Origin of the sequence: Streptomyces sp. NPDC086777 (genome assembly GCF_040702065.1) — a bacterium.
Lineage (GTDB): Bacteria > Actinomycetota > Actinomycetes > Streptomycetales > Streptomycetaceae > Streptomyces.
In genome coordinates this window covers 148,383-170,744 of the sequence record NZ_JBFBJI010000004.1, presented here as the reverse complement: position 1 = coordinate 170,744, position 22,362 = coordinate 148,383, and the positions used below count along the sequence as shown (strand labels likewise).

The window sequence follows — 22,362 nt, the reverse complement described above, 5'->3', positions numbered from 1 at the left end:
GACAGAGCCGGCGGCCGGCCCGTCGCGCCCCTGCTCTCAGGGGCGTGACGCGGCCCGGCCGAAGGTCCGCTCGAACGCCACCGACGCGGCCTCCGCACGCCACTGCACCGCCGCCTTCGCGCTCGCGCCGAGCAGCGCCCGGCACCCCGCGTCCGGCGCCCGCCCGCTGCCGGGAAGCTGCCCGGCGCAGGCCGCGACCGGACGGTAGCCGTCCCGGGTGGGGTTGCCCCGCCACAGGCTGTCCCCGGGAAGGAAGGCGTACTGCAGGGAGGCCCGGGCCAGGTCCTTGAGCTCCGGGTACGTCAGGCCGTACGTCTCGGCGGCGTACAGGTACTCGTGGCTGATGTCGGTGCGGGAGACACCGGGGTCGTCGGTGGCCAGGACGACCGGTACCCCGTACGCCCGGTAGGTGTCGAAGGGGTGCGCGGCGCCGCGCACGCCGAGGATCTGGGCGTTGCTGGTGAAGGGCACCTCGACGGCGGTCTGCCGGGCGGCCATCGTGCGGGCCGTCCGCTGCCAGTCGTCCTCGTGGCGGAGGTCGACGCCGTGGCCGACGCGCTCGGTGCCGGCGATGTCCACGGCCTCCCGGATGTGGAACCGCAGGTCCTCGGGGTCGACCGGGCCGGGCCTCAACTCGCCCGCGTGCAGGGTGACGTGGGCCCGCGGGTAGACCGTGTGCAGGAACCGCACCATGCGCATCTGCACGGTGTAGTCGGCCAGCGCGACGGGCCCGTCCTCGGGCTGGACGAGGTCGACGGCGAGGAAGCGGGGGTCGGTCTCGGCGAGCCGCATGCCGAGGGCCAGCTCGGTGAAGACGCGTGCGCGCGACTCGCCGCGGAAGGCCTGGTAGACGTAGCGCACGGTGAGCCGGCAGCCGGGGCGGGGCCGGCCGGTGCCGCAGCGGGCCTCGGTCCGGAACCCGGCCTCGGCGTCGTCCGTGGCCCGGCGCGCCTTGGCGGCGACCCGGTCGAGCCGGCCGCCCGCCATCAGCCGTGCGTACATCTCGGCCGGGTCGGGGTCCCAGCCGACCTCGTCGGCCAGCTGCTCGGCGCGGTCGGAGGCCGGGTTGACCATGGTCTCCAGATAGAACTGGTGCTGCGCCGCCACCGAGTCGGCGACCTCGGCGAGCACCTTGCCCGGGTGCAGCGCGGGCACCAGCCCGAACTTGTCGAACGTGGCGAAGAAATGGTCGTGGCCGCTCCGGTCCGGCGGGAAGCCGTCCATGGACCAGGCCCGCAGGACCGCCTCGCGGAAGTCTCGGTCGTCGCGGGCGTCGGCGGCCGGCCGGGTGCCGGGGCCGCAGGGCGGTACGACGGCCGTCAGCGTCGCCGTGTCGATGCACAGGCCGTCCCCGGCGGCGAGCCCGATCAGGTACTCGGTCCTGACCGCGCCGAAGAGGTGGTTGTGCAGGTCGCCGCCCTTGGGCAGCTTCAGGAAGAACCTGCGCAGGTCCCGGGAACGGTCCGGGCCCGCCGCCCGCAGCGATGCCAGGTACGCGTCCGTGCGGGCCTCGGCATCGGTCGGCGGACGCGGGACGGCTGCGGCGCGGGGGAGCGCGGCCGCGGGGGGTGCGGCCGGCAGGCAGGTCAGCAGGGAGCAGCAGGACAGGACCAGGGCCGCGGCGAGGGCGCGGGCGGGGCCCCGGCGCGGGGAGGCGGCTGCGACGGCGGGCGCCGTGCGGCGTGGGTGGCCGGCGGTGCGAGCGCCGTCGTAGGTCGTCACGGACCGATGATCATCAAGTCGGCCCGGCCGTGGCCGGACAGCCACGCGGCACGCACCGCAGAGCCACCCGGTCGGCGCCCCCTCAGTCGGCGCCGTGCAGGTGTCCGTGCGCGTGCGCCTCCCCCTGCTCGCCGTCGTCCGGCGCACCCCCCATCATCCGCAGCATCGCCCGGCCGCCGGTGCGCAGGAACCGTACGACCAGCGCGGCGGCCAGCAGCAGGAAGGCGATGTTGAGGTACGTGGTGTAGTTCCAGCTGATCCCCTCGTCGGGGATCTTCGCGTCGGCCTGGTCCGGGATCAGCCCCAGGCCGCCGAAGGCGAACTCCACCACGTAGCCGGCCACCACGATCGAGGCGTAGAACGTGCCCAGCAGGAAGGCGGCCGTCCGAGCGCCGTAGTACTTCCGGTAGATGTTGAGGATGGGCAGGATCAGCAGGTCGGCGTAGATGAACGCGATGACGCCGCCGAAACTGATGCCGCCCTTCCAGAGCACCACGGCCAGCGGCACGTTGCCGATGGAGCAGACGAACGACACGACGGCCACCACCGGACCGATCAGCGGCCCGGTCAGCTTCGCCGCGAGCGGATGGCCGGCCAGGAAGAAGCTCTGCCAGAAGTCGTCGGGTACCCAGGCGGCGATCGCCCCGGCGATCAGCAGTCCCGCCACCAGGTCGCGCAGGATCGCCGCCCACTCCATGACGAAGATGTGCGAGACGGACGTGAACCCGTCCCGGGAGAACAGCCGCCGGACGAAACCGCCCTCGCCGCCCACGGACATGTCCATCGCCGCGTGCCCCTCCATCGAGCCCGCCAGCCCGCGCTCGGCCTGCTCCCGCGCCTGACGCAGCAGCCGCTCGCGCAGCAGCACGCGGAAGAGCACGGCGAGGACGACGATCATGACCGGGCCGCCGACGAACTCCGCCGCGGTGAACTGCCACCCCATCAGCAGGGCCAGGATCACGCCCAGTTCGATCACGAGGTTGGTGGAGGCGATCTCGAAGGCCATGGCCGCGGTGAAGTCGGCGCCCTTGCGGAACAGTGAGCGGGCGAGTGCGACGGCGGCGTAGGAGCAGGACGAGGAGGCGGCGCCGAACCCCGCGGAGAGCGCGAGCGTACGGGGCCGGTCGTCCCCGAGCAGCCGTACCACCGTCTCCCGGCGCACCACCGCCTGGACGACCGCGGAGAGCGTGAAGCCGAGGATCAGCGCCCAGGTGATCTCCCAGGTCATCGACCCGGCGATGGAGAGCGCGTGCCCGACCGCATGCATGGTGTCCGCCCTTCGCAGCCGACCGTGACCCTCTGTTTATATACCCCCGGAGGGTATATGGGCCAGTGGTGTCACGGCATCGGGGTGATGGCGTCGGGGGCAGTAGACTCCGCGTCGGTCACGAGGGTCCTGGGGGGAGTCGCATGGTCTGGTCACGGTTGCGCCGCGGGCGGACGGCCGCCCCGAGGCTCCCGCTGCCCGGCCCGTGCCGGCACGGCCGGCACACCCTGCGCACCGAGCGGCTGCTGCTGTACACCCCGGAGAACGCTCTGGACCTCGTCGCCGCGGCGGCCGCCGCCTCGGACCCCGAGGCCCAGCGGTGGCTCGGCTGGGGCGACCGCGTCGTCGCCGACGCGGACGATCGCGACGCCGTACTCCGGCTGGTTCCCGGCGACACCGAGGCCCTGCGGAGATCCGGGTTCCTCAGGAACCTGCTGGACCGGGCCTGTGAACCGGTCGCCGGCGAGGAGGAGTTCCTGGTCGGCGTGCGTCTGGACGACGGCAGGTACGCCGGTTTCACCGGGGTGCACGCCGGCACGGGGGAGATCGGCGGCTGGCTGGCGCCCGCGGCGCGCGGCCAGGGGCTCGGCGCGGAACTCTTCCGGGCCGCCGCGGTCCTCGGCCACGGCCACCTGGGACTGCGGACGGTGCGGGCGGGACACGAACCGGCGAACACCGCGAGCCGCCGGGCCCTGGCGAGGGCCGGCTTCGTGGCGGCCGACGGACCGCCACGCCACACCCTCCCCGACGGCCGCGAGATCGACGCCCGCTGGCTGGAGCGCACCACGACGGCCCCGCCCACCCGCTGCCCCGGGGCCGCTCCGCTACCTGCGTGAGCCGCACCCCGGGCAGAAGGCCGCCCCGTCCGGCACCACCGCGGAACAGGAGGCACACTGCTCGGACTGGGCCAGCCGGTGGCCGCAGCCCGAGCAGAAGGCGGCGCCGTGCGTCTCGGTCCGGCACCGGGGGCAGACCAGCTGGCGGGGCGTGCTGGGGTCGTAGCCCTGCCCGGCCTGCTGCCCGGCCGCGTACGCCCGTTGCGAGGCCATGTCGTTGAGGCCGCGCTGCTGGGCCGCCATCGCCTCGGCGGCCGTGTCCGGCGCGCACCGCAGGCACAGGCCCTGGGCCGCGTTCCAGCATCGGCCGCACACGTAGTCGGTGCAGCGGGCGCAGCGGTTGAAGTGCCCCTGCGCGTTGTCGATCGCCCGCTGGAACGCCTCGTCGCGCGAGCGCCCGTAACCGGCCCCCGCCAGCCCGTCGGCCGCCGACGTCAGCCCGGTGCCGGTACGGCCGAGCATCCCCCAGGCCACGTCGACCCCCTTGCGCAGCCAGGTGGCGGCCCGCTCCCCGGTGTAGGGCTCGAACGGCGAGCGCCAGGTGTCGTAGCAGCGCGAGCAGGAGAACTCGAACTGGAATCCGGCACCGGTCCCGTTCCGCTCGCACAGGTCCCGGTAGTTGTTGCTGAAGTAGATCTCGGCGCTCATGTGGTCCCCCCACAGGTCAGGCCATCGGCACACATGCCGTACGACGCAGGCGGAAACGGTACTGGTTCTGGCCAAAGCAGCCGAGTTCGGGCCATGGCCAGAACTGTGGCCCGGGACGGCTGCCCCGGGCCACGGCTCCGCTCGGCGGGACCGGCTACCAGCCGACCGCCACCAGGAGCCACTGCGGGTCGGCGTGCGAGATGAAGGACGACTGGCCCGCCACGTCGTCGTAGGGGAAGCCGTAGGCGAGGTGGTTGATGGCGTTGTCGTGCCAGAACCTGGCGTAGTAGTTGGCCGGTGCCGCCGTGTAGAACCGGGTGGGGTCGGACTGCTGGGAGGCCGGCAGGGTGGCGACGTGCCGGTTGAGGGCGGCGCACGTGTTCGGGTCGGCCGCCAGGGACGCCGCGCAGCCGAAGATATCGGAGGTGGCCGCGTTCACGCCCACCGACTGGGCGTACGAGGTGAAGTAGTTGGCGTTGGCGCCGCCCGCGCGGAAGCTCGGGTCGCTGCCGGGCGCGATGATCCGGTACGGGGCCTGGGTCTGCGCCAGTACGTCGAACTGGGACGGCACCGAGTCGATGAACCGCTGGAACGTGGTGGCGCGGTCCTCGGCGAAGGTCTGCCGGTTCTCGCCGACCTCGGTGTCGTAACCGTCCTTGGCGTGCAGCCGCATGGCCAGCTTCAGGCCGAAGGCGTCGACCCGGGTGGTGTTGCCGTTGAAGACGTTGTCGCCGACCGTGAACTCGATGAAGTCGTAGTAGGAACTGGTCGGTGAGCCCAGGTAGAAGTACATGCGGCCTGCCGAGTTGGCCGGCATGTCGAGGTAGGGCTGCTCGGCGATGGAGTGCGTCTGGCCGTTGAAGCTCCAGTACACCTGGCTGTCGGGGTACTTGCCGTTGGTGCGGTTGAGGATCTTCACCTCGACGGCGTTGTGCGCCGCGGGGATGTCGCCGGTGCTGCCCCAGAAGTCGTCCGGCGGGGTGGTGGATCCGGGGCCGTAGACCTGGAACTCCCACAGGGAGTAGCCGTACGGGGTGCCCCGCACGGTGCCGTAGAGGCGGACGTAGCGGCCGCTGCCGCTGACGGTCAGGTTCTGGGTGCCGCCCGTGGCGGTGGTGGTCGAGTAGACGGTGGTCCAGTTGGTGGCGTCGGTGGAGGTCTGGATCTGGAAGGCCTTCGCGTAGGCGGCCTCCCAGGTCAGGGTGACGCTGCTGAGCTGCTGGACGGAGCCGAGGTCGACCTGGAGCCACTGCGGGTCGGCGAAGGCCGAGGACCAGCGGGTGCCGGTGTTGCCGTCGACGGCCGCGCTCGCGGGGAAGGACGCGTTCTCGGTCGAGGAGGCGGTGGCGGGCCTGCCCTGGGACAGCAACTGGTCGGCCGCGTGCGCGGGCGACGGGGCGAGGACCGCGAAGAAGGCGGCTATCAGCGCGACGGCCAGGCCGAGGGCCAGGCGTGGGCGTAGGGCGGCGGCCGGTGGTCTGCGGGTGGGTGCGAGGGCGGAACTCTGCATGCGAAGTCTCCTCAGGCCGGTTCGGCGTGCGTGGGGATGGAGCAACGGCAGATGTGAGAGCGCTCCCTCGGGTTGTAGACCCGTCCCCGGCCGCCGTCAACAACTGAAGCCGAAATCAATCGCGTTGCGGCCCCGTGGCGCACACATCGCTGATCCCGGCCCCGGTGCCGCGCACCGGCCGGCCGTCGCATTCGGTTCCCGACCACGCGAACGGCCCGGACCCGGACCGCTCCTACAACCCTTGACGCATCCGGTACGGACCTTTCCGTACCGGTCCTCACATGCCGGCCATGCCGCCGCCGACGAGCCCGGGAGCCAGCCCCGGGAACCAGAAGACGGCGACGGCCAGGGCGATCGAGGCGACCCCCACGAGACGGGCGATCAGGTGGCCGGCCGGAGCCAGCTTCTCCGCGGTGATCACGGCGGTCAGGACCACCATGGCCCACAGGTTCATCACCCCGAACGCCGCCAGCAGCACCATCAGCGACCAGCAGCAGCCCAGGCAGAAGCCTCCGTGGTGGGCTCCGGCCCGCAGATCACGCGAGCGCCCCGGGTACGAGGCGTAGCGCAACAGTTGCCCGACCGGCGAGCGGCACTTCGCCAGGCAGCGGTCCTTGAGGGGGGTGAGCTGGTAGATGCCGCCGACGAGGAAGACGGCCGCGGCGACCGCGGTACCCGCCGCGACGGGCAGGCCCCCCGCCCGGCCCAGGCCCGCGGCCAGCGCGTACGCCGGCAGCCCGGCCGCGGCCCAGACGAACAGGTAGGCGGCCGTGAAAACGATCATGCGCGGCGTCCGGTGCGCGGTGATGGTACGCGCGTACAGCGCCGCGACGGGCGCCGTGCCGGGCAGCATCATCGCGACCACCATCAGGGTCCACACGGCCAGGAAGCCGGGAAGGCCCAGGCCCATCGTGCCCGGCACCGCCGGCATGCCGCTGCCGCGCGTCACCACCCAGACCCAGGCGGCGCCCGCCGCGACCAGCAGCAGTCCGGCGGGGGCCGCCCCGCTGCCGACGGTGACCGGCCGACCGGTCACGCGGACCACGCGAAGGGCGCCGAGTGCCCGTTGCCACCCGAGAAGTCCCAGGACCGGCCGTAGACGCCACCGCCCCTCGCCCGGGCGGACCGGGCGATGGCCAGTGTGCTGTTCGCCGGGTGGAACATGCCGGTCAGGTGCATGACCGGGCCGTCCTCGCCGAACTGCGGGGCGACCTGGTCCTCGATCTCGACGTCGATGACGTCGCCCACCCGCGCCATGTGGTGGCGGCCGTCGTCGCGGTACTCGATGGGCACCCGCTCCACGCCGAGGACCTTGCCGACGAGCGGCGCGAGAACCGCCATCGGCCCGCCGGCCTCACCGCAGAACACCCTGCCCAGGGCCTCCGCCTGGCTGTCGTCGGCCGAGGCGTCGAGATACACGGCCATCTGCCAGCCGCCGTCGGCCATCACCCGGGGGGCGTCGACGAAGACGGCGACGTTGCGGCCGGAGACGTCCACCCCGTCCACGCTCCCGCTGTCCACGTGGAACGCGAAGGTCACCTGGCAGCGCTCCCGGTCGGCCGGCGCGGTCAGACCGGAGGTGGTGCAGGGGCAGACCACGTCGCAGTTGCAACTCTCCAGGTAGGTGCCGTTCAGGTTCCAGGGCATGACTCCACCTCCCCTTCCGCGAGAGGAACGCCACTGGAGGGCCCGTTGTGTCCCGGTACCGCTCTCCTCCTCAGGCTATTCCCGACGGCCCCTGTCGCGCAGATCAGCGGCGGGCGGTGCCGGGGGCGTCAGCGGGTGGCGGTGGCGTGGAGGTGGTTCAGGGCGGAGATCACCGTGGTGTTGCGGTGCCAGACCAGCCAGCGGCCGACCTGCCTGCCGAGCTGGTCGAGTGCCGCCGACTGGGCGGCGCCGAGGTGGCGCAGGGGCCGGTCGTGATGGGAGGAGATCATCCCGATGACGGTGCCTCTCGGGCTGAGCAGCGGGGCGCTGTGGCAGGCGCGGCTGCCGGTCTGCAGGATCGTCCGCCGGGAGACCTCGTCGAAGGCGTCGGAGGTGGCGACCTCCCCGACCGTGACCTGCCGGCTCTGCTCCGCGGCCTGCGCGCACGAGGTGGTGGAGGGGCCGACGAAGGTGAAGTAGTCGGTGAAGCGCAGGTTCAGCCCGGTGTGGTGTTCCATGCGCAGCATCCCGTTCTGCACCAGCTGCACGTTGCCCATCTCGGCCCCGGTGATGTGCAGGGTGCGCTGCAGGGCGGTCTTGAGGACGCCACTGTCGTCGGCCAGCCGCCGCTCGCCGGCGCGCAGGACGGGCAGCGGCGGGGCGGCCGGGCGCGGCCGGTCCGGCACCCAGCTGGAGGTACCCGGCCGCGGGGCGGGCAGGTGTACGGCCGTCTCGGCGAGGGTGTGCAGTCGGACGTTGAAGCGCTGGGAGGCGTCGCGCAGCAGGTCGAACGCCTCCTGCTCCGAGGAGAGCCGGTACGAGGAGACGAGGAGCCGTTCGGCCCGGGCGACACCGGCACGCGCCAGCCTCCTGTTCCGCGCGTCGATCGCCTGCTGCTCGGCGTCCTCGGGCCCGCGTTCTCCCGGACGGAGCCCGGGCGCAGCGGAATTCTCGGTCATCTACGCAACTCCTGGTCCGACACACCCCCGCGTACCGCACGTCTTCCCGCGTTCCTCGCGGGCATGTCCGCCTGTGGTGCACGCCACCTCACTCGCCGGGGGCCCGCGGACGCCGGGGCACGGACCGGCTACGGGGCCGGGACGATGTTCCCGTTCCTGTCGAGGGTGTGGGACTCCCAGTACGTGTCCCACTTGTCCCCGACGTGCTGCGGCACCTTCCCCGCGGGGTAGCGCAGGTACCCCTTCGGCGCGGCCTCGCCGGTCTTCACGCAGGCACCGGCGGTGCTGCCCACCGCTATGACCGGGTCCTCCCCGGTGTTGCAGATGGCGTCCGCCGTCGAGAACGAGCAGGCGGACAGCAGCCCGGCGGCACAGGCCAGGCCGACGGCGAGAACAGCGGCTCGCGTGCGCATACCCATGGTGGAAGCTCCTTCAGCGATGTGCTCGGTCGGTGTGCGGACAAGGCTGGCGGAGGGCGACCGGCGCTTCATGAGTACGCGTGCTCAGCACCGGCACACGGGATACTCGACCGTGGGCTCCGCCGCCCGCGACCTGGCAGGGGCGAGACCGGATCCGTGTGATCCGGCGGCGCGCGGGCAGACGCAGCCGTCATGAGCACCCTCTATCGGAGCACGACCACCGAGGCCACGGAGCCGGGCCCGGACACGCGGGCCGCCACCCCTCCGGCCCCCGCGGTGGCGGAACGGGGGAGAGGCGACGGGCGCGGCTTCTCGTCGGCGCTGCGTGGTGGCGGGCGGGTGGCGGGGCTGGACGGACTGCGCACCGTCGCGGTGGTGCTGGTGATCGTCTACCACGTGCTGCCCGACCCGCTGCCCGGCGGCTCGGTGGGCGTGGACGTGTTCTTCACGATCAGCGGTTTCGTCATCACCCGGCTGCTGGTCGCGGAGTACGCCCGTACCGGTCGTATCGGGCTGTGGTCGTTCTACCGGCGGCGGTGGCTGCGGCTGATGCCGGCCCTGCTGGTGATGTGCGCGGTCACCGCCGTGCTGGCCGTGGCGTTCGCACTGCCGCTGTTCCGCGGGGTGTGGACGGCGGTCGCGATCGCCGCGGGTTCGGCGGTCAATCTCGTACGGGCCGGGGAGCCCGGGGCGTACTCGGGTCTCACCGCGCCGTTCGGCCATACCTGGTCCCTGGGGGTGGAGGAGCAGTTCTACCTGGCCTGGCCGCTCCTGCTGCTGGTTCTGCTGCGGCGCGGACGCGTACGGGTGGTGCTCTGCTGGGTGGCGGTGCTCTGCGTCCTGCCGGTGATCTGGCGGACGGTGCTCTGGGATCCCACGGCGGCGCACCGCATCTACAACGGGCCCGACACCCGCGCCGACCAGCTGCTCGTCGGCGCCCTGCTGGCCCTCGTGCTGGCCCGGCTGCATGCCGACGACCCCCGCCTGGCGGTGCTGCGCCGGTGGGCGGGACGGCTGTGCTGGCCCGCGCTCGCCCTGCTGGCACTGATCGTCTGGCAGATCCCGATCACCGGGCCGAGCGGATGGAACCCCCTCTGGTACACCGCCGGCTTCCTGGCCGCCGCCGTGCTGTCCGCCTGCGTGGTGGCCGCCCTGGAACTGTGCCCGCGGGCATGGCTCTCCCGCCTGCTGGCGCTGGCGGTACCGGCCTGGATCGGGCGCAACCTCAGCTACGGGATGTACCTGTGGCACTACCCCCTCATCCGGCTGCTCTCCGACCTCGGAGTGCGCGGCGGCCGGCTGCTCTTCGCGGGCCTCGCGGTGACCCTCCTCGCGGCGCTCGCCTCGTACGCCCTCGTCGAACGGCCCCTGCTGCGACGCGGCCGGGTCCGCGCGCGCCGGCCCGAGCCGGCTGTCGTCGCGGCGGCCTGAGACGGCCCGGCGTCCGGACGCGGCGCGGGCTCAGTCCTTGCCGTCGCCGCGCTCGTCCTTCCCCTTCGGGGCGTCCTTCTCCTTCGGGGCGTCCTTCCCCTTGGGGGCCTCCGGTTTCCCGGCCGGGCCGTCGCTCCTGCCGGTGCGGGTCTGCGGGGCCGGGCTCGTGCTCTGCGTCCGGTCCGCCGGTGGGGTGTCGGCCGAGCTCTGGTCGGGGGAGAACCACGCGATGCCGAGCAGCAGCGCCCCGAGGAAGATCACCACGGCGGCGAGAGCGCTCAGCGCCCTCGCCCGGCGCGTCGAGAGGGCGCCGCCGCCTGTCCGCTGACGACGCCCGGCCCGGTGGGCCGGCGCGGCGCCCGCGGCGGACGGGAAGGCATAGGTGGTGACGGAGGCGGGCGGCATGGCTGCACCGGACCGGGTCCCCGGGAGTGCCGCCAGGGTGCTCGCAGGCGGCTCCGGTGCACGGTGCGGTGCGACCGCCGGGAGGGGTTCGGGGCGTCCTCGCCAGGAGCCCGTGGCGAACCACTCGGCCGTCCGGCGCGCCGTGGGGCGGTCCTCGGGCCGCTTGGCGAGGAGACCGAGCAGGTAGTTCTCGAAGGCCGGCGGCAGCGCGATGCCCAGTTCGCGCGGCGGCACGGGGGGCGTGTCGAGGTGGTGGTGCAGGACGGCGATGGCACTCTCGGCGTGGAACGGCACGCGCCCGGTGAGCAGTTGGTACAGCACGCAGCCCAGCGAGTAGACGTCGGACGGCGGCCCGGCGGGTTGGCCCAGGGCGCGCTCGGGGGCGATGTACAGGCTGGTCCCGACGATCTGACCGGTCGCGGTGAGCCCGCCTGCCGGGTCGTCCATGAAGCGGGCTATGCCGAAGTCGCCGATCTTCACGGATCCGACGGCGTCGAGCAGGAGGTTGCCGGGTTTGATGTCCCGGTGCACGATGCCCTGTTCGTGTGCGACGGCGAGCCCGGCGGCCGCCTCGGCGGCGACACGGGCGACGTCCTCGGCCGGCAGGGGTCCCGCCTGGGCGAGCACGCGCTGGAGACTGTCGCCCTCGACCAGCTCCATCACCAGGAACAGCCGGCCGTCCTGCTCGCCGAAGTCGACGACGCCGACCACGTGCGGGTGCTGGAGGCGGCCCGCGGTCTGGGCCTCCAGGCGGAAGCGGGCGGCGGCGGTGGGATCGGTGTTCTGGGCGAGCAGGAGCTTGACCGCCACCGGTCTGCCGAGCATCTCGTCGTACGCCCGCCAGACCTCTCCCATCGCGCCTCGCCCGATGGCGGTCTCCAGCCGGTACCGGCCCGCTATCAGCACCTGTTGCTTCACCCTCACACAGCGAGACGACTCGACCGCTGTCGGCCATGTCCCTGTAGGGCAACGGGTGTTGGTTGGGATGCCGCAGCTTCCTCACTCTACCGGCGGGCCGGCGGCTCCCTTGCGGGTTCCGTCGTCCGGCCGCACCACGCCGGCGGCGAAACGGGTGCGACTGTGTGCAAAGCATGCCCGTGGCCCCGTCCTGCGGAACCGCGAGGACGCCAGGCAGACTCTGCGTGTTGAAGTCCCTTTGCCACGAGGATGAGCCACACATGATCACACTCACCAAGGAAGACGGCCCGGCGGACCTGGACGGGGTGACCCACCTGTCCATCGGGGTCTCGTGGGATCCCACCGCCGGCAGCAGCGGCGGCGTGCTGGGCAGGCTGCGCCGCCAGAGCGGCACCGACCTCGATCTGATCGCCATCGCCATGCAGGGCGCTGACCCGGTGCGCCTGGCGGGTCTCGACTCGCTCGACCCCATGGGCAACGGCTCGCTGGTCCACAGCGGCGACAACCAGACCGGCCGCGGAGACGGCGACGACGAGACGGTGACCGTCGAGTTCGCCCGGATCCCGCCCAACATCACGTCGATAGTCTTCGTGGCCGCCGCGTACAAGAAGGGCAGCTCCTTCCAGAAGGCGCGCAACGTCAGCTTCAAGGTCTACGACGCGACCGGTGGCAGTTCCCAGCAGGTCGCCGACATCTGGCCGAGCCTGCTCACCCAGGACAACGGGTGCGCCGTGGCCAAGGCGCAGCGGGTCGGCTCCGGTTGGAAGCTCGAGGTGATCAACGTGACGGGAAAGATCAAGCAGGGGGACGAACACGCCCTGATGCGTTTCGCCGTCAGCAAGTAGTCCGGCCGGCCCCGCCGTCCGGCGCGGTCCGGCCGCCCTCGCCGTCCGGCGCCCAGTTCGTCGTGAACTCCCGGGCGCCCGCGGCCAGAACCTCCACCAGGGCATCGGCAGCGGCCACGGTACGTCCTCTCCCGTGTGCCGAGTCTCCACCCGCTCTCGGGGACAGGACGGGCGGGGGAGGGGATGCGACGCTGGAGTGGGGGCCCGTGGGCGGAGGCCCGAGGGTGGGCCGTCCCCCGGGGCCCTCCCGGCCCGCCGACCGGAGGGCGCCTCCCCCCGGCCGTCGTCCGGCGGCCTCACCGCGTGGGTCCGGCCCGCTCGGGACCGGGACCGCGCGCCCGACCCGGAAGGCAGGTGCGTCCCATGCACACGTCGACCCGTATCGCCGGTGCCCTCACCGGCCTGACCCTCGCCCTCGGTGGCGTGGTCCTCGCCGCTCCCGCGGCCCGCGCGGACATCCCCGCGTGCACGAAGATGGCCGAACTGGCCGGTGCCACCGCCTCCGACTCCGTCACAGCGGCCTGTGGCCGTGGCGTGTCCGGAGACCTGCAGAGCTGTGTGACCGGGCTGACCGGTGCCGGAGCGGCGGGCGGCGCCGCGACCGCAGCCTGCAGGGCGGCGGCCCACGAACCGCGTTAGTCGCCGAGAGGCGCCGCCCGCGGGAGCGCCCCGCGGCGCGGGCCTGCGGAGCGCATGGCTGTGGGCCCGCGGCTGCGGGGCGCGTGGCTGTGGAGCGCCTCCCGGGGCCGGGGTCAGTCCACCTGCTCCCCGTTGTGCGTGCCGCCCTTGCAGTAGTTGCCCGCCTCGTTGATCGCGGGCGTTCCGCCGCCCTGCCTGCACGGGGAGGGGGTGACGTACGACCGCGCGCCCTGGGTGGCGGCGGTGGCGGAGGCGGCGCCTGTGAGGCCCAGTCCGGCGAGGGCTGCCGTGGCGATGACGGCGGCGAGGATTCGCCGAATGCGCATGCGGTTCCCCTTGCACGGATTGCCTCGGCCGGGGCATCAGCCAGCTTGATCTTCACCCAAATGGGTGGCACGTCATGTTCCGCCATTCGGGTGACACCGCCGTCGGGTGCGGGTCCCCGGCCGGATGGGGCACCGGCCCTGCCTGCCTGCCTCCCTGTCCGACCGGGCGACCTGTCCGGACAAGTGCGGGGCCTGCGCCTTCACCTGCCGGTGGCGATCTCGCCATGTGCTGGTCATCTGTTCTTGGTCAACATCTCCCAAAGGGAACTTATGTTCGCGGTCAAGCAATGGGCAAGAACAGTAACGGAGGACGTTGTGTCCCTGGATGTTCGTAGGGCTCGGCGGTTCGCCGCTCCCGCAGCCGCCGCGGTCGCCGCGGTGGTCGTGACGATGGTGGTCAACCCGACGCCGGGCGCGTCGGCCTCGGTCCCGCAGGCGTCGGCCAAGACCCCGACCGCCAAGAACGTCATCTTCATCAACGGCGACGGCATGGGCGCGGCCGCCCGTCAGGCCGCCCGCCTGCACCTGGCCGGCATGGGCGGCCAGCTCGCGATGGACAAGCTCCCCACCTCGGGCCAGCTGACCACCGACCCGGACGACCCGAAGGCCGTCGTCACCGACTCGGCCGCCGCGGCGACCGCGTGGGCCACCGGCGAGAAGACCTACAACGGCGCGATCAGCGTCGACGTGGACGGCAACCCGCTGGCCACCCTCGGCCAGCAGGCCAAGGCGGCCGGCAAGGCCACCGGCCTGGTCACCACCGCACAGGTCACCGACGCGTCGCCGGCGGCGTTCTTCGCCAACACCGCCAACCGCTCGGCGCAGGACGAGATCGCCCGCCAGTACATCGAGGTCAGCAAGCCCGACGTCATCCTGGGCGGTGGCGAGGACTGGTGGCTGCCCGCGGGCAGCGCCGGCGCCTTCAAGGACCAGCCCGCCGAGGACCCGTCCGAGGCGAGCAAGGGCACCAAGGGCAACCTCATCAACAAGGCCAAGAAGGCCGGTTACTCCTACGTCTCCAGCGCGGACCAGCTCAGCCGCGCCAAGGGCGGCAAGCTCCTCGGCCTGTTCGCCAACGAGGAGATGTTCCAGCAGCGCGCCGAGGGCCAGGGCGACGTGTACAGCCCGGTCGTCGGACTCTCCACCATGACGAGCAAGGCGCTGAGCACGCTGGACAAGAACAAGAAGGGCTTCTTCCTCATGGTCGAGGAAGAGGGGGTGGACGAGTTCGCCCACTCGAACAACGGCACCCGCGTCCTGCAGTCCATGCAGGAACTGGAGAAGGCGGTGGCCGTGGCCCGTGCCTACGTCGCCACCCACCCCGACACCCTGCTGGTCGTCACCGGCGACCACGAGACCGGCGGCCTGGCCGTCGAGGACACGGACGCCACCGACGAGTCCGGCACCGGCATCTCCGCCGAGGACGGCCCGTTCAGCATCCGCGGCAGCGACAAGAGCTTCTACATCGACTGGACCACGTCCGGCCACACCGGTGTGGACGTGCCCGTCACCGCGGCCGGCCCGCTGTCCGACCGCTTCACCGGCAAGCACGCCAACACCTACGTGTACGACGTGCTGCGCCAGGCCCTGACGCGCCACTGAACGACGCGCCGAACGGCGGAGCCCCGGGGCGGTCGTGCCCCGGGGCTCCGCCGTCGTACCGGCCCGCCCTGCTGCTAGCGTCCTGCGGTGATCTCTCTGGGGGAACCCGCCTTCTTCACCCGGCTGCGCGACGCGCGGCGGGTGCTCATCGCCGGCGCCGGCGGCGGCTTCGACGTGTACGCCGGGCTGCCGCTCGCACTCGCCCTGCGGTCGGCGGGCAAGGAGGTGCACCTCGCCAACCTGTCCTTCGCCGACCTGTACGGCCTGGACCTCGACGTGTGGGTGGACCAGGACGTCGCGGCCGTCGGCCCCGACACCTCCCTGCGCGGCGACTACTTTCCCGAACGGACGCTGGCCCAGTGGCTCGCGACGCGGGATCTGCCGTCGACCGTGTACGCGTTCCCGCGCATCGGGGTCGCTCCGCTGCGGGCGGCGTACCGGACGCTGATCACACATCTCGGCGGTGTCGACGCGGTCGTGCTGGTGGACGGCGGGACCGACATCCTGATGCGGGGCGACGAACACGGGCTCGGCACCCCGGAGGAGGACATGGCGAGCCTGGCCGCCGTGAGCGGGCTCGACGAGGTCCCGCACCGGCTGGTGGCCTGCCTCGGCTTCGGGGTGGACGCGTACCACGGTGTGAACCACTCGCTCGTCCTGGAGAACCTCGCCGCCCTGGACCGGGACCGCGCCTATCTCGGGGCGTTCTCGCTGCTCGGGGCGGCGCGGGAGGGTGCGCTCTACCTCGACGCGGTGGCCCACGCCCAGCGCCACACCCCGAGCCACCCGAGCATCGTGAACGGCTCCGTGGCCGCCGCGGTGCGCGGTGACTTCGGCGACGTCCGGTTCACGGAGAGGACCAAGGGCGGCGAGTTGTTCGTCAACCCGCTGATGGCCCTGTACTTCTGCGTCGACCTTCCGGGACTGGCCCGCCGCAACCTCTACCTCGCCCTGCTGGAAGGGACTTCGCTGATGCGTCAGGTGAGTTCGGCGATCGACCGGTTCCGCACCACCCTGCCCCGCCAGCGCCCGCCACGAGCATTCCCGCACTGATCCCCCACCCCCTCCGCCGGCCCGCCCGAGCGCAGGGAAACGGCGCCGAAGACCGCCAACGCCGAGACCTGACAGGTGCCAGGAACCGCTCGGCGGCATGGCCCGGATCGCCGGATCGCCGGATCGCCGGATCGCCGGCTCGGTGGTGCGGGTCAGCGGTGGTTGACGTAGGCGACGAGCCCGCCGATGGTCAGACCCAGTGCGCATCCGCTGCGGAAGTATGCGCGGCGCATGCCCGGGGTGAACTGCGCGGCGGTCATCGCGTACGGTGCGCGGATCCCCAGTTCCACGCCGCACAGGCACACGACGTAGCCGTGACGCAGGGCGGCGGCCACCCACTCGGGGTCGTGCGCGACCCAGGTCCGGGAGTAGATCTCGCCGTCGGGTGTCCGCAGTTCCAGCCGGGAGTAGGTGTATCCGAAGCGCTGCGCCAGCTTCGGCTGTTCATCGGGTGTCTCGTGCAGCTCCCAGCCGGGGATCGCGCGCAGGTCGGAGAGCTCGGGCTCGGGCGGCAGGCGCCTCATGCCGAACAGGACGGCGCCTTCGATCTGCGGTTCCTCGGGTATCCCGTCACGCGAGGCTCCCTTCGGCTCGATGTACCCGAAGTGGCCCACGCCCAGGGCATGCCTGAACTCGAAGAGAGCCGTGGGCATGTGACGCGTCGACGCGGGATCGAGGGTGACCGCGGCCTCCGCGGTCTCCAGGCCCGTCAGCACGCTTTCGGGCCACAGCGCGGGGTCGTCGCTGAACAGGATCCGCCCGTTGTCGTCGATCTGTTCGAACTGATACGAGCTCATCTTCCGCAGCCCTTCGGTTGGTTACCGTTCCGCATGCGCGAGCAGACAGCTGGATGTAGAACCATCCTATTGAAGGATCGTTGAACAATCCATACATTGAAGCGTGTGCACCACCAGGTCGGCGTTTTCGGCGCGCATAGGGGTGAGGGTGAGCACGGACGAAGCAGGCGAAGGGGAGACAGGCGTGGGCCGGCGGGTGCCGGCAGGCGCCGCAAGCACCGGCGCCGCGTTGGCGCTGTGGGCGGTCGTGCGTCTGCTCACGCGCACGGCTTTCGGGGCGCACGCCTCATGGATCGACGCATTGTGCGCCTCGGCGGTCCTTTTCGGCTCCGTGCTCCTGTGCACCTGCTGGTCCTTGGACATCAGGTGGCTGCTGTGCGCGGTGTGCCTTCTCGGGATGCTGTTCCTGCAGAACCTGGAGCTGGATCAACAGGTACTGCACGAGCACGGGCGTACCGAACACGTCAGGGTCCGACAGATCCGGTGGTCCGCCGGCGACGGCATGGGCGACAGCGCCCACCTCTACACCGTCACCGTCATCGACGGCCCACCGCTGGCTCCGATCGAGGAGACCGGCCTCATGGGCTGGAGGTGGGTGGTGGGCGGCACCTACGCGGTGACCGTCGATCCGCGGGGCCGTGCCCCGCTCAGGCGGGGGGACAAGCCCGGGCCTCCGGTGATCCAGCAGATCCTGCAGATCCCGCTCGGCCTGGGCCTGGCCTTCGCCCTGTGGCGGCCCGCAGGGCATCTCCTGCGCCGACGACGCGCCCCGGCGGCCGGACCCACCAGGCCATAGAGGCCGCGATCGAGCGGCACCGGGCGCCGACAACCTCACCCACTGGTCCCGGGGGTGCGGACGGTCGGCGTCGTCCCGGCCGTCTGGTCCCACGCACCGTCGCGACGACCGCCCTCGAACACGGCGACTCAAGGCACCAACTGCCGTGCCACGGCGCACTGCGCACACTATGGGCGCCGCCGCAGCCACCGTCGTTCGCGGAGCTAGGCCGCGTCGGGCCGCTCCGTACGTGTGCCCGAGGCGGGCTCCTGCGCGTCTGTGAGCGGCGAGGTCTTGTCTTCCCCGAAGTCAGGGGCCTGGAAGGGGTTGGCCGACGGAGGCGGCGATGCCGCGGTGGAGCAGCGGGGTTGCCCTTCCGGGGCGGAGAACAGCGACGTCAGATCGATGAGAGGACTCTCTTTCGGTACAAGCCCCCTGAGGGGGCCTGGGGGTGCCGTGACCGGGCACAACGGTCCTACAGTTTGGTCATCTTGGCGTACGGGCTCAGGATCCGCATCTGCGCCGAGCCGAAATCCACGAGCGCCGCGACCCCGCCCTCGATGCCGACGACTCGGCCGAGGCCGTACATGTCGTGGGTGACCTGGTCCCCCACGGCGAAGTGCTTGGGAGCCGGTGTGACCGCGGCCTTGAAGGGGCTGGTGGGCAGATGACGCTTCGGCGCAGCAGGCTTTGTCATGGCTCAGTATGCGCCCATACGCGCCCTGGTCGCTGTGGCCGTCGGCACACATGTGGCCGGGGACATCCCGTCCACCCTGCTGACCTGCGGTTTCGAGACCTGGTGCGGCGAAATTGGCCCGTAGGCATCCGTCGCCGACCACACCGGTTCACCCTGCGTCCGACGACGTGGCGGGCGCCCCGACCGACCAGGCGCGCACATGTCTCGCTGCACCCCGGCCCTCGCCACGCAGCCCCGAGACAAACCAGGCGCCTACTCGCATGAGTAGGCGCCTGACCTGCTGTTTCGGCTGTCGGGGTGGCGGGATTTGAACCCACGACCTCTTCGTCCCGAATGCGGTCCGGTCATGATCGCCACCGGGCGGTTTGCTGTTCTGCCTGGTCAGGGCATTGGGGTGCGATGGTCTCGGATGGTCTCGGATGGTCTCGAAGGGGCTTGGGGAGCGGGTTGGCTCCCAGATGGCTCCCAGTTCTGCTGCCCTGTGCGGGCCGGCGCTGTTCGGGGTCTGTCCGCTTCAGGCGTCGAGGCGGCGCTTGGCGAGCCAGGTGACGATCTCGGGGTCGTGGTGGTCGAAGAACAGCGAGCTGCCGGTGTCCAAGGTGGCGATCTGCGCCATCTGGTCGTCGGTGAGCTCGAAGTCGAAGGCGTCGATGTTCTCGGCCATGCGCTCGGCGCGCACGGACTTGGGGATGGCGATGACGCCGCGCAGGGTGAGCCAGCGCAGCACGACCTGGGCGACCGACTTGCCGTACTCCTTGCCGATCTCGGCCAGCAGCGGGTTGGTGAACAGGTCGTTCTTGCCCTCGGCGAAGCCGCCCCAGGACTGGATCTGCACCCCGTGCTCGCGCATCAGGGCCTGGTAGTCGGTGCGCTGGAAGAAGGGGTGGGTCTCGATCTGGTTGACCTGCGGGGTGATCTCGTTGTTGACGATCAGGTCGATCAGCCGGTCGGGGTAGAAGTTGGCGACCCCTATCGCCCTGGTGCGGCCCTCGCGGTTGAGGGCTTCCATGGCGCGCCACTGGCCGTATATGTCGCCGAAGGGCTGGTGCATCAGGTACAGGTCGAGGTAATCCAGGCGCAGCTTGTGCAGCGACGTCTCGAAGGCCCGCTTGGTGCTCTCCTCGGCGGGGGCGTCCTGCACCCACAGCTTGGTGGTGACGAACAGGTCCTCGCGGGCGATGCCGCTGGACTGGATGGCGCGACCGACGGCCTCTTCGTTGCCGTACGCGGCGGCGGTGTCCAGCAGGCGGTACCCGGCGGCCAGCGCGTCGGAGACGGCGCGCTCGGTGTCCTCGGCGGGGATCTGGTAGACGCCGAAGCCGAGAAGCGGCATCTCGATGCCGTTGTTCAAGGTCACGTACTGCATGAGCGGAAGTCCTTTGCTGTGCGGGTGGGAGGGGGGAGTCAGGGGCGGATGAGTGCCTTGAGGACCTGGCGGTCGGCCATGGCCCGGTAGGCGTCCGGGGTCCGGTCGAGGGCGAAGGTCCGGTCGAAGACGCGACCGGGGGCGATCGCGCCGTCGAGGACGTCGGGCAGCAACTGCTCGATGTAGGCGCGGGCCGGGCTGGCCCCGCCGGTCAGGGTGATGTTCCGCATGAACTCGGCCGGGCCGATCGGCCCCTGCTCGTACTGCGGGACGCCCAGGCGGCTGATGGTGCCGCCGTCCAGGACCGCGCCCAAGGCGGTGACCAGGGCCTGGCGGGTGCCGACGGCCTCGATCACCTTGTCCACGCCGCCGGTCAGCTCACGGATGCGGGCGATGCCCTCCTGGCCTCGCTCGGCGACGACGTCGGTGGCGCCGAACTCCCGGCCCAGGCCGGTGCGCGCCTCGTGCCGGCCCGCGAGCACGATCCGCTCGGCGCCCAGCCGCTTGGCGGCGATCACCGCGCACAGGCCGACCGCGCCGTCCCCCACGACCAGCACCGCATCCCCGCGGCCGACGCCGGCGGTGACCGCGCCGTGGTGGCCGGTGGTCATCACGTCCGACAGCGCCAGCAGGGACGGCAGCAGCGCGGAGTCGGCGGAGATCGGCAGCTTCACCAGGGTGCCGTCGGCGTGGGGGACGCGGACGGCTTCGCCCTGCCCGCCGTCGACGCCGTCGAAGCCGTACCGGCCACCGTTGCGGCACGAGATGTGCAGGCCCTTGGCGCAGTAGTCGCAGGTGTTGTCGCTGTACGTGAACGGGGCGACGACCAGATCGCCCGCCTTCAGGCTGGTCACGTCCGCGCCGGTCTCCTCGACGACGCCGAGGAACTCATGTCCCATGGGGCGGCCGGTGTCGGTGGCGGGCATCGACTGGTAGGGCCACAGGTCGCTGCCGCACACGCATGCGGCCACCGTGCGCACCACGGCGTCGGTCGGCTTGACGATCTCCGGGTCGGGCCGGTCCTCGACGCGGACGTCTCCGGCTCCGTACATCACTGCCGCACGCATAAGAGGGGGTTACTCCAAACCGGGGGTTGGGCTGTCGCGCAGGCGTGCGGTCAGCGTTCGAGCATCTGTGCCTGGGCTTCGGTGTGGGTGTCGCCGGCGGCGGACGGCAGGCTGCTGAGCTTGTCGAGCTGCTCGTCGGTCAGCGTGACGGCGCCGGCCGCGGCCCCCCACCCGGGCTCGACCCAGCAGGTCGTGCCCGCTGTGGTTCGAGCGGCGGGGGTGCCGGCGTCTTCATCATTCACCTTGGCCCGGATCGCGTGTGGATGGCAGGGCGGGCTCTTCGGGGGTAATGACAGGGCCCCCCACAGACCCGCGGAGCGGCCGGCCGACGGGCGAGACTGGAGTCATGGCATCCGAGAGCGCGAACAGCGAGGGAGCCGAGCTGGGCCGCTACCTGCGCGCCCGCCGGACCCAGACCAGCCCCGAACACGTCGGCCTCACCGTCGGCGCCGGCATCCGACGCACCCCCGGCCTGCGCCGCGAGGAACTGGCCACCCTTGCCGGCATCAGCATGGACTACTACGTGCGCCTGGAACGCGGCAAGGAGACCCGCCCCAGCCCCTCCGTCCTCGACGCGCTCGCCCGCGCCCTGCATATGGACGACCAGAAACACCAGCACCTGCGCGACCTTGCCGCCCGCGCCGCCCGCTACGCCCCTGAACCGCCGCCCGCTCCCGGCCGCACCGTGCGCCCGCACCTCAAGCTGCTGCTCGAATCGCTGCGCCCGAACTCGGCGTACGTCATCAGCCGCAGCATGGACATGCTCGCCTGGAACCCCGGCGGCCTCGCGCTCTACGCGGGTCTGGACGACTGGCCCGCCAAGCACCGCAACCTCGCCCGCTACCTCTTCCTGCACCCCGCGGCCCGCGACCTCTTCACCGACTGGGACCTGCAGATCACCGCCTGCGTCGCCCGCCTGCGCGCCATCGCCGGAACCGCCCCCGACGCACCCGACCTCACCAACCTCGTCGGTGAACTCCTCCTCAAAAGCCCTGACTTCGCAGGGCTCTGGGAACGCTACGAAGTCACCGGACGCAAGCCCGCCCACAAGACGTTCCAGCACCCCCAGGTCGGCATGCTCACCCTCACAGCCCAGTCCCTGCACGTCGAGGGCACCCCAGGCCAGCGCATCGGCGTCTACACCGCCGAACCCGGAACTCCCGACCACGACGCCCTGCTTCTGCTCGACATGACCGCCCCCGCCATGCCCAGCTCAGGCTCCTCGGACAGAAACACCTCACCCCGACCGAGCTGACCCCGTGGGTCACGGCCACGCCGATCCGGCGGCCGGGTGGAACAGAGGAACCGAGAGGCGACAGTGGGTGGGCCCTCAGACGGACCCGGAACCGTACCCGTGCATCGGCCCCCACCTGGCTGTGAAGTGAGGCTGGATCCCATCCGCCACGACGACTGGATGGGACGCACCGGCTTGA

General features: G+C 71.9%; 23 protein-coding genes and 1 pseudogene. 8 read left to right on the top strand and 16 right to left on the bottom strand.

The window, feature by feature from the left end; translation table 11 throughout:
• Positions 1–36 precede the first annotated feature (36 nt).
• On the bottom strand, positions 37–1,581 hold the full coding sequence (locus AB0472_RS07625) for an adenosine deaminase (protein ID WP_366354660.1): 1,545 nt from the start codon (positions 1,579–1,581) through the stop codon (positions 37–39).
• Positions 1,582–1,804: 223 nt separating this feature from the next.
• On the bottom strand, positions 1,805–2,989 hold the full coding sequence (locus AB0472_RS07620; protein ID WP_366354280.1) for a permease: 1,185 nt from the start codon (positions 2,987–2,989) through the stop codon (positions 1,805–1,807).
• A 143-nt stretch (positions 2,990–3,132) separates the two neighbouring features.
• Here AB0472_RS07620 and AB0472_RS07615 point away from each other — a divergent pair, with 143 nt between their 5' ends.
• Positions 3,133–3,825 (top strand): GNAT family protein, encoded by a 693-nt coding sequence (locus AB0472_RS07615; RefSeq protein ID WP_366354278.1) that lies wholly within the window; start codon positions 3,133–3,135, stop codon positions 3,823–3,825.
• On the opposite strand, the gene AB0472_RS07610 is transcribed toward AB0472_RS07615, so the two are convergent.
• The 6 genes from AB0472_RS07610 to AB0472_RS07585 all read right to left on the bottom strand — a co-directional run bounded on the left by AB0472_RS07610 (position 3,814) and on the right by AB0472_RS07585 (position 9,008).
• On the bottom strand, positions 3,814–4,473 hold the full coding sequence (locus tag AB0472_RS07610) for a zinc ribbon domain-containing protein (protein ID WP_366354276.1): 660 nt from the start codon (positions 4,471–4,473) through the stop codon (positions 3,814–3,816). The genes AB0472_RS07615 and AB0472_RS07610 overlap by 12 nt on opposite strands.
• A gap of 154 nt (positions 4,474–4,627) precedes the next feature.
• Complete coding sequence (locus AB0472_RS07605; protein ID WP_366354274.1) at positions 4,628–5,983, bottom strand: beta-1,3-glucanase family protein; 1,356 nt, start codon at positions 5,981–5,983, stop codon at positions 4,628–4,630.
• Positions 5,984–6,260: 277 nt separating this feature from the next.
• Entirely contained in the window at positions 6,261–7,019 is a 759-nt protein-coding gene (locus AB0472_RS07600) for a DUF2182 domain-containing protein (RefSeq protein ID WP_366354273.1), read from the bottom strand.
• Positions 7,016–7,630: a DUF1326 domain-containing protein gene (locus tag AB0472_RS07595; protein ID WP_366354271.1), complete on the bottom strand. Its 615-nt coding sequence runs from the start codon at positions 7,628–7,630 to the stop codon at positions 7,016–7,018. Before AB0472_RS07595 ends, AB0472_RS07600 begins: the two co-directional genes overlap by 4 nt.
• Before the next feature lie 128 nt (positions 7,631–7,758).
• Positions 7,759–8,589, bottom strand: coding sequence for an ANTAR domain-containing protein (locus tag AB0472_RS07590; RefSeq protein ID WP_366354269.1), 831 nt, complete (start codon positions 8,587–8,589; stop codon positions 7,759–7,761).
• A gap of 128 nt (positions 8,590–8,717) precedes the next feature.
• Positions 8,718–9,008: a hypothetical protein gene (locus AB0472_RS07585; RefSeq protein WP_366354267.1), complete on the bottom strand. Its 291-nt coding sequence runs from the start codon at positions 9,006–9,008 to the stop codon at positions 8,718–8,720.
• A gap of 192 nt (positions 9,009–9,200) precedes the next feature.
• On the opposite strand from AB0472_RS07585, the gene AB0472_RS07580 reads away from it, so the two are divergent.
• On the top strand, positions 9,201–10,439 hold the full coding sequence (locus AB0472_RS07580) for an acyltransferase (protein WP_366354265.1): 1,239 nt from the start codon (positions 9,201–9,203) through the stop codon (positions 10,437–10,439).
• A gap of 30 nt (positions 10,440–10,469) precedes the next feature.
• Here the strand turns inward: AB0472_RS07580 and AB0472_RS07575 are convergent, their stop codons facing one another.
• Positions 10,470–11,750 (bottom strand): serine/threonine-protein kinase, encoded by a 1,281-nt coding sequence (locus AB0472_RS07575; protein ID WP_366354659.1) that lies wholly within the window; start codon positions 11,748–11,750, stop codon positions 10,470–10,472.
• Between the two features lie 272 nt (positions 11,751–12,022).
• On the opposite strand from AB0472_RS07575, the gene AB0472_RS07570 reads away from it, so the two are divergent.
• The gene (locus AB0472_RS07570; RefSeq protein ID WP_366354263.1) at positions 12,023–12,607 is read left to right on the top strand and encodes a TerD family protein; all 585 of its coding nucleotides are present in this window, start codon (positions 12,023–12,025) and stop codon (positions 12,605–12,607) included.
• Here AB0472_RS07570 and AB0472_RS07565 read toward each other — a convergent pair.
• The gene (locus AB0472_RS07565; RefSeq protein WP_366354261.1) at positions 12,597–12,725 is read right to left on the bottom strand and encodes a hypothetical protein; all 129 of its coding nucleotides are present in this window, start codon (positions 12,723–12,725) and stop codon (positions 12,597–12,599) included. The two genes, AB0472_RS07570 and AB0472_RS07565, sit on opposite strands and share 11 nt — an antisense overlap.
• Before the next feature lie 245 nt (positions 12,726–12,970).
• Here AB0472_RS07565 and AB0472_RS07560 point away from each other — a divergent pair, with 245 nt between their 5' ends.
• Positions 12,971–13,246, top strand: coding sequence for a hypothetical protein (locus AB0472_RS07560; RefSeq protein ID WP_366354259.1), 276 nt, complete (start codon positions 12,971–12,973; stop codon positions 13,244–13,246).
• 113 nt (positions 13,247–13,359) lie between these two features.
• Here AB0472_RS07560 and AB0472_RS07555 read toward each other — a convergent pair whose 3' ends face one another.
• Positions 13,360–13,572 (bottom strand): hypothetical protein, encoded by a 213-nt coding sequence (locus AB0472_RS07555; RefSeq protein ID WP_366354257.1) that lies wholly within the window; start codon positions 13,570–13,572, stop codon positions 13,360–13,362.
• A 315-nt stretch (positions 13,573–13,887) separates the two neighbouring features.
• On the opposite strand from AB0472_RS07555, the gene AB0472_RS07550 reads away from it, so the two are divergent.
• Complete coding sequence (locus tag AB0472_RS07550) at positions 13,888–15,174, top strand: alkaline phosphatase (protein WP_366354256.1); 1,287 nt, start codon at positions 13,888–13,890, stop codon at positions 15,172–15,174.
• An 87-nt stretch (positions 15,175–15,261) separates the two neighbouring features.
• On the top strand, positions 15,262–16,227 hold the full coding sequence (locus AB0472_RS07545) for a DUF1152 domain-containing protein (protein WP_366354254.1): 966 nt from the start codon (positions 15,262–15,264) through the stop codon (positions 16,225–16,227).
• A gap of 152 nt (positions 16,228–16,379) precedes the next feature.
• On the opposite strand, the gene AB0472_RS07540 is transcribed toward AB0472_RS07545, so the two are convergent.
• Positions 16,380–17,024: a hypothetical protein gene (locus tag AB0472_RS07540; RefSeq protein WP_366354253.1), complete on the bottom strand. Its 645-nt coding sequence runs from the start codon at positions 17,022–17,024 to the stop codon at positions 16,380–16,382.
• Positions 17,025–17,172: 148 nt separating this feature from the next.
• Between AB0472_RS07540 and AB0472_RS07535 the strand changes: the two genes are divergently transcribed.
• Positions 17,173–17,820: a hypothetical protein gene (locus tag AB0472_RS07535; RefSeq protein WP_366354251.1), complete on the top strand. Its 648-nt coding sequence runs from the start codon at positions 17,173–17,175 to the stop codon at positions 17,818–17,820.
• 454 nt (positions 17,821–18,274) lie between these two features.
• Here AB0472_RS07535 and AB0472_RS07530 read toward each other — a convergent pair whose 3' ends face one another.
• The 4 genes and pseudogenes from AB0472_RS07530 to AB0472_RS07515 form a co-directional block, all read right to left on the bottom strand.
• Positions 18,275–18,496: a hypothetical protein gene (locus AB0472_RS07530; RefSeq protein WP_366354249.1), complete on the bottom strand. Its 222-nt coding sequence runs from the start codon at positions 18,494–18,496 to the stop codon at positions 18,275–18,277.
• A gap of 514 nt (positions 18,497–19,010) precedes the next feature.
• Positions 19,011–19,862, bottom strand: a complete 852-nt coding sequence (locus AB0472_RS07525) for an aldo/keto reductase (protein WP_366354247.1) — start codon at positions 19,860–19,862, stop codon at positions 19,011–19,013.
• Positions 19,863–19,900: 38 nt separating this feature from the next.
• Positions 19,901–20,929: an alcohol dehydrogenase catalytic domain-containing protein gene (locus AB0472_RS07520; RefSeq protein WP_366354245.1), complete on the bottom strand. Its 1,029-nt coding sequence runs from the start codon at positions 20,927–20,929 to the stop codon at positions 19,901–19,903.
• Between the two features lie 50 nt (positions 20,930–20,979).
• Positions 20,980–21,090: pseudogene (locus tag AB0472_RS07515) on the bottom strand (aldo/keto reductase); the annotation flags it as partial.
• 185 nt (positions 21,091–21,275) lie between these two features.
• Between AB0472_RS07515 and AB0472_RS07510 the strand changes: the two are divergent.
• Positions 21,276–22,184, top strand: coding sequence for a helix-turn-helix transcriptional regulator (locus AB0472_RS07510; RefSeq protein ID WP_366354244.1), 909 nt, complete (start codon positions 21,276–21,278; stop codon positions 22,182–22,184).
• Positions 22,185–22,362: the final 178 nt, after the last annotated feature.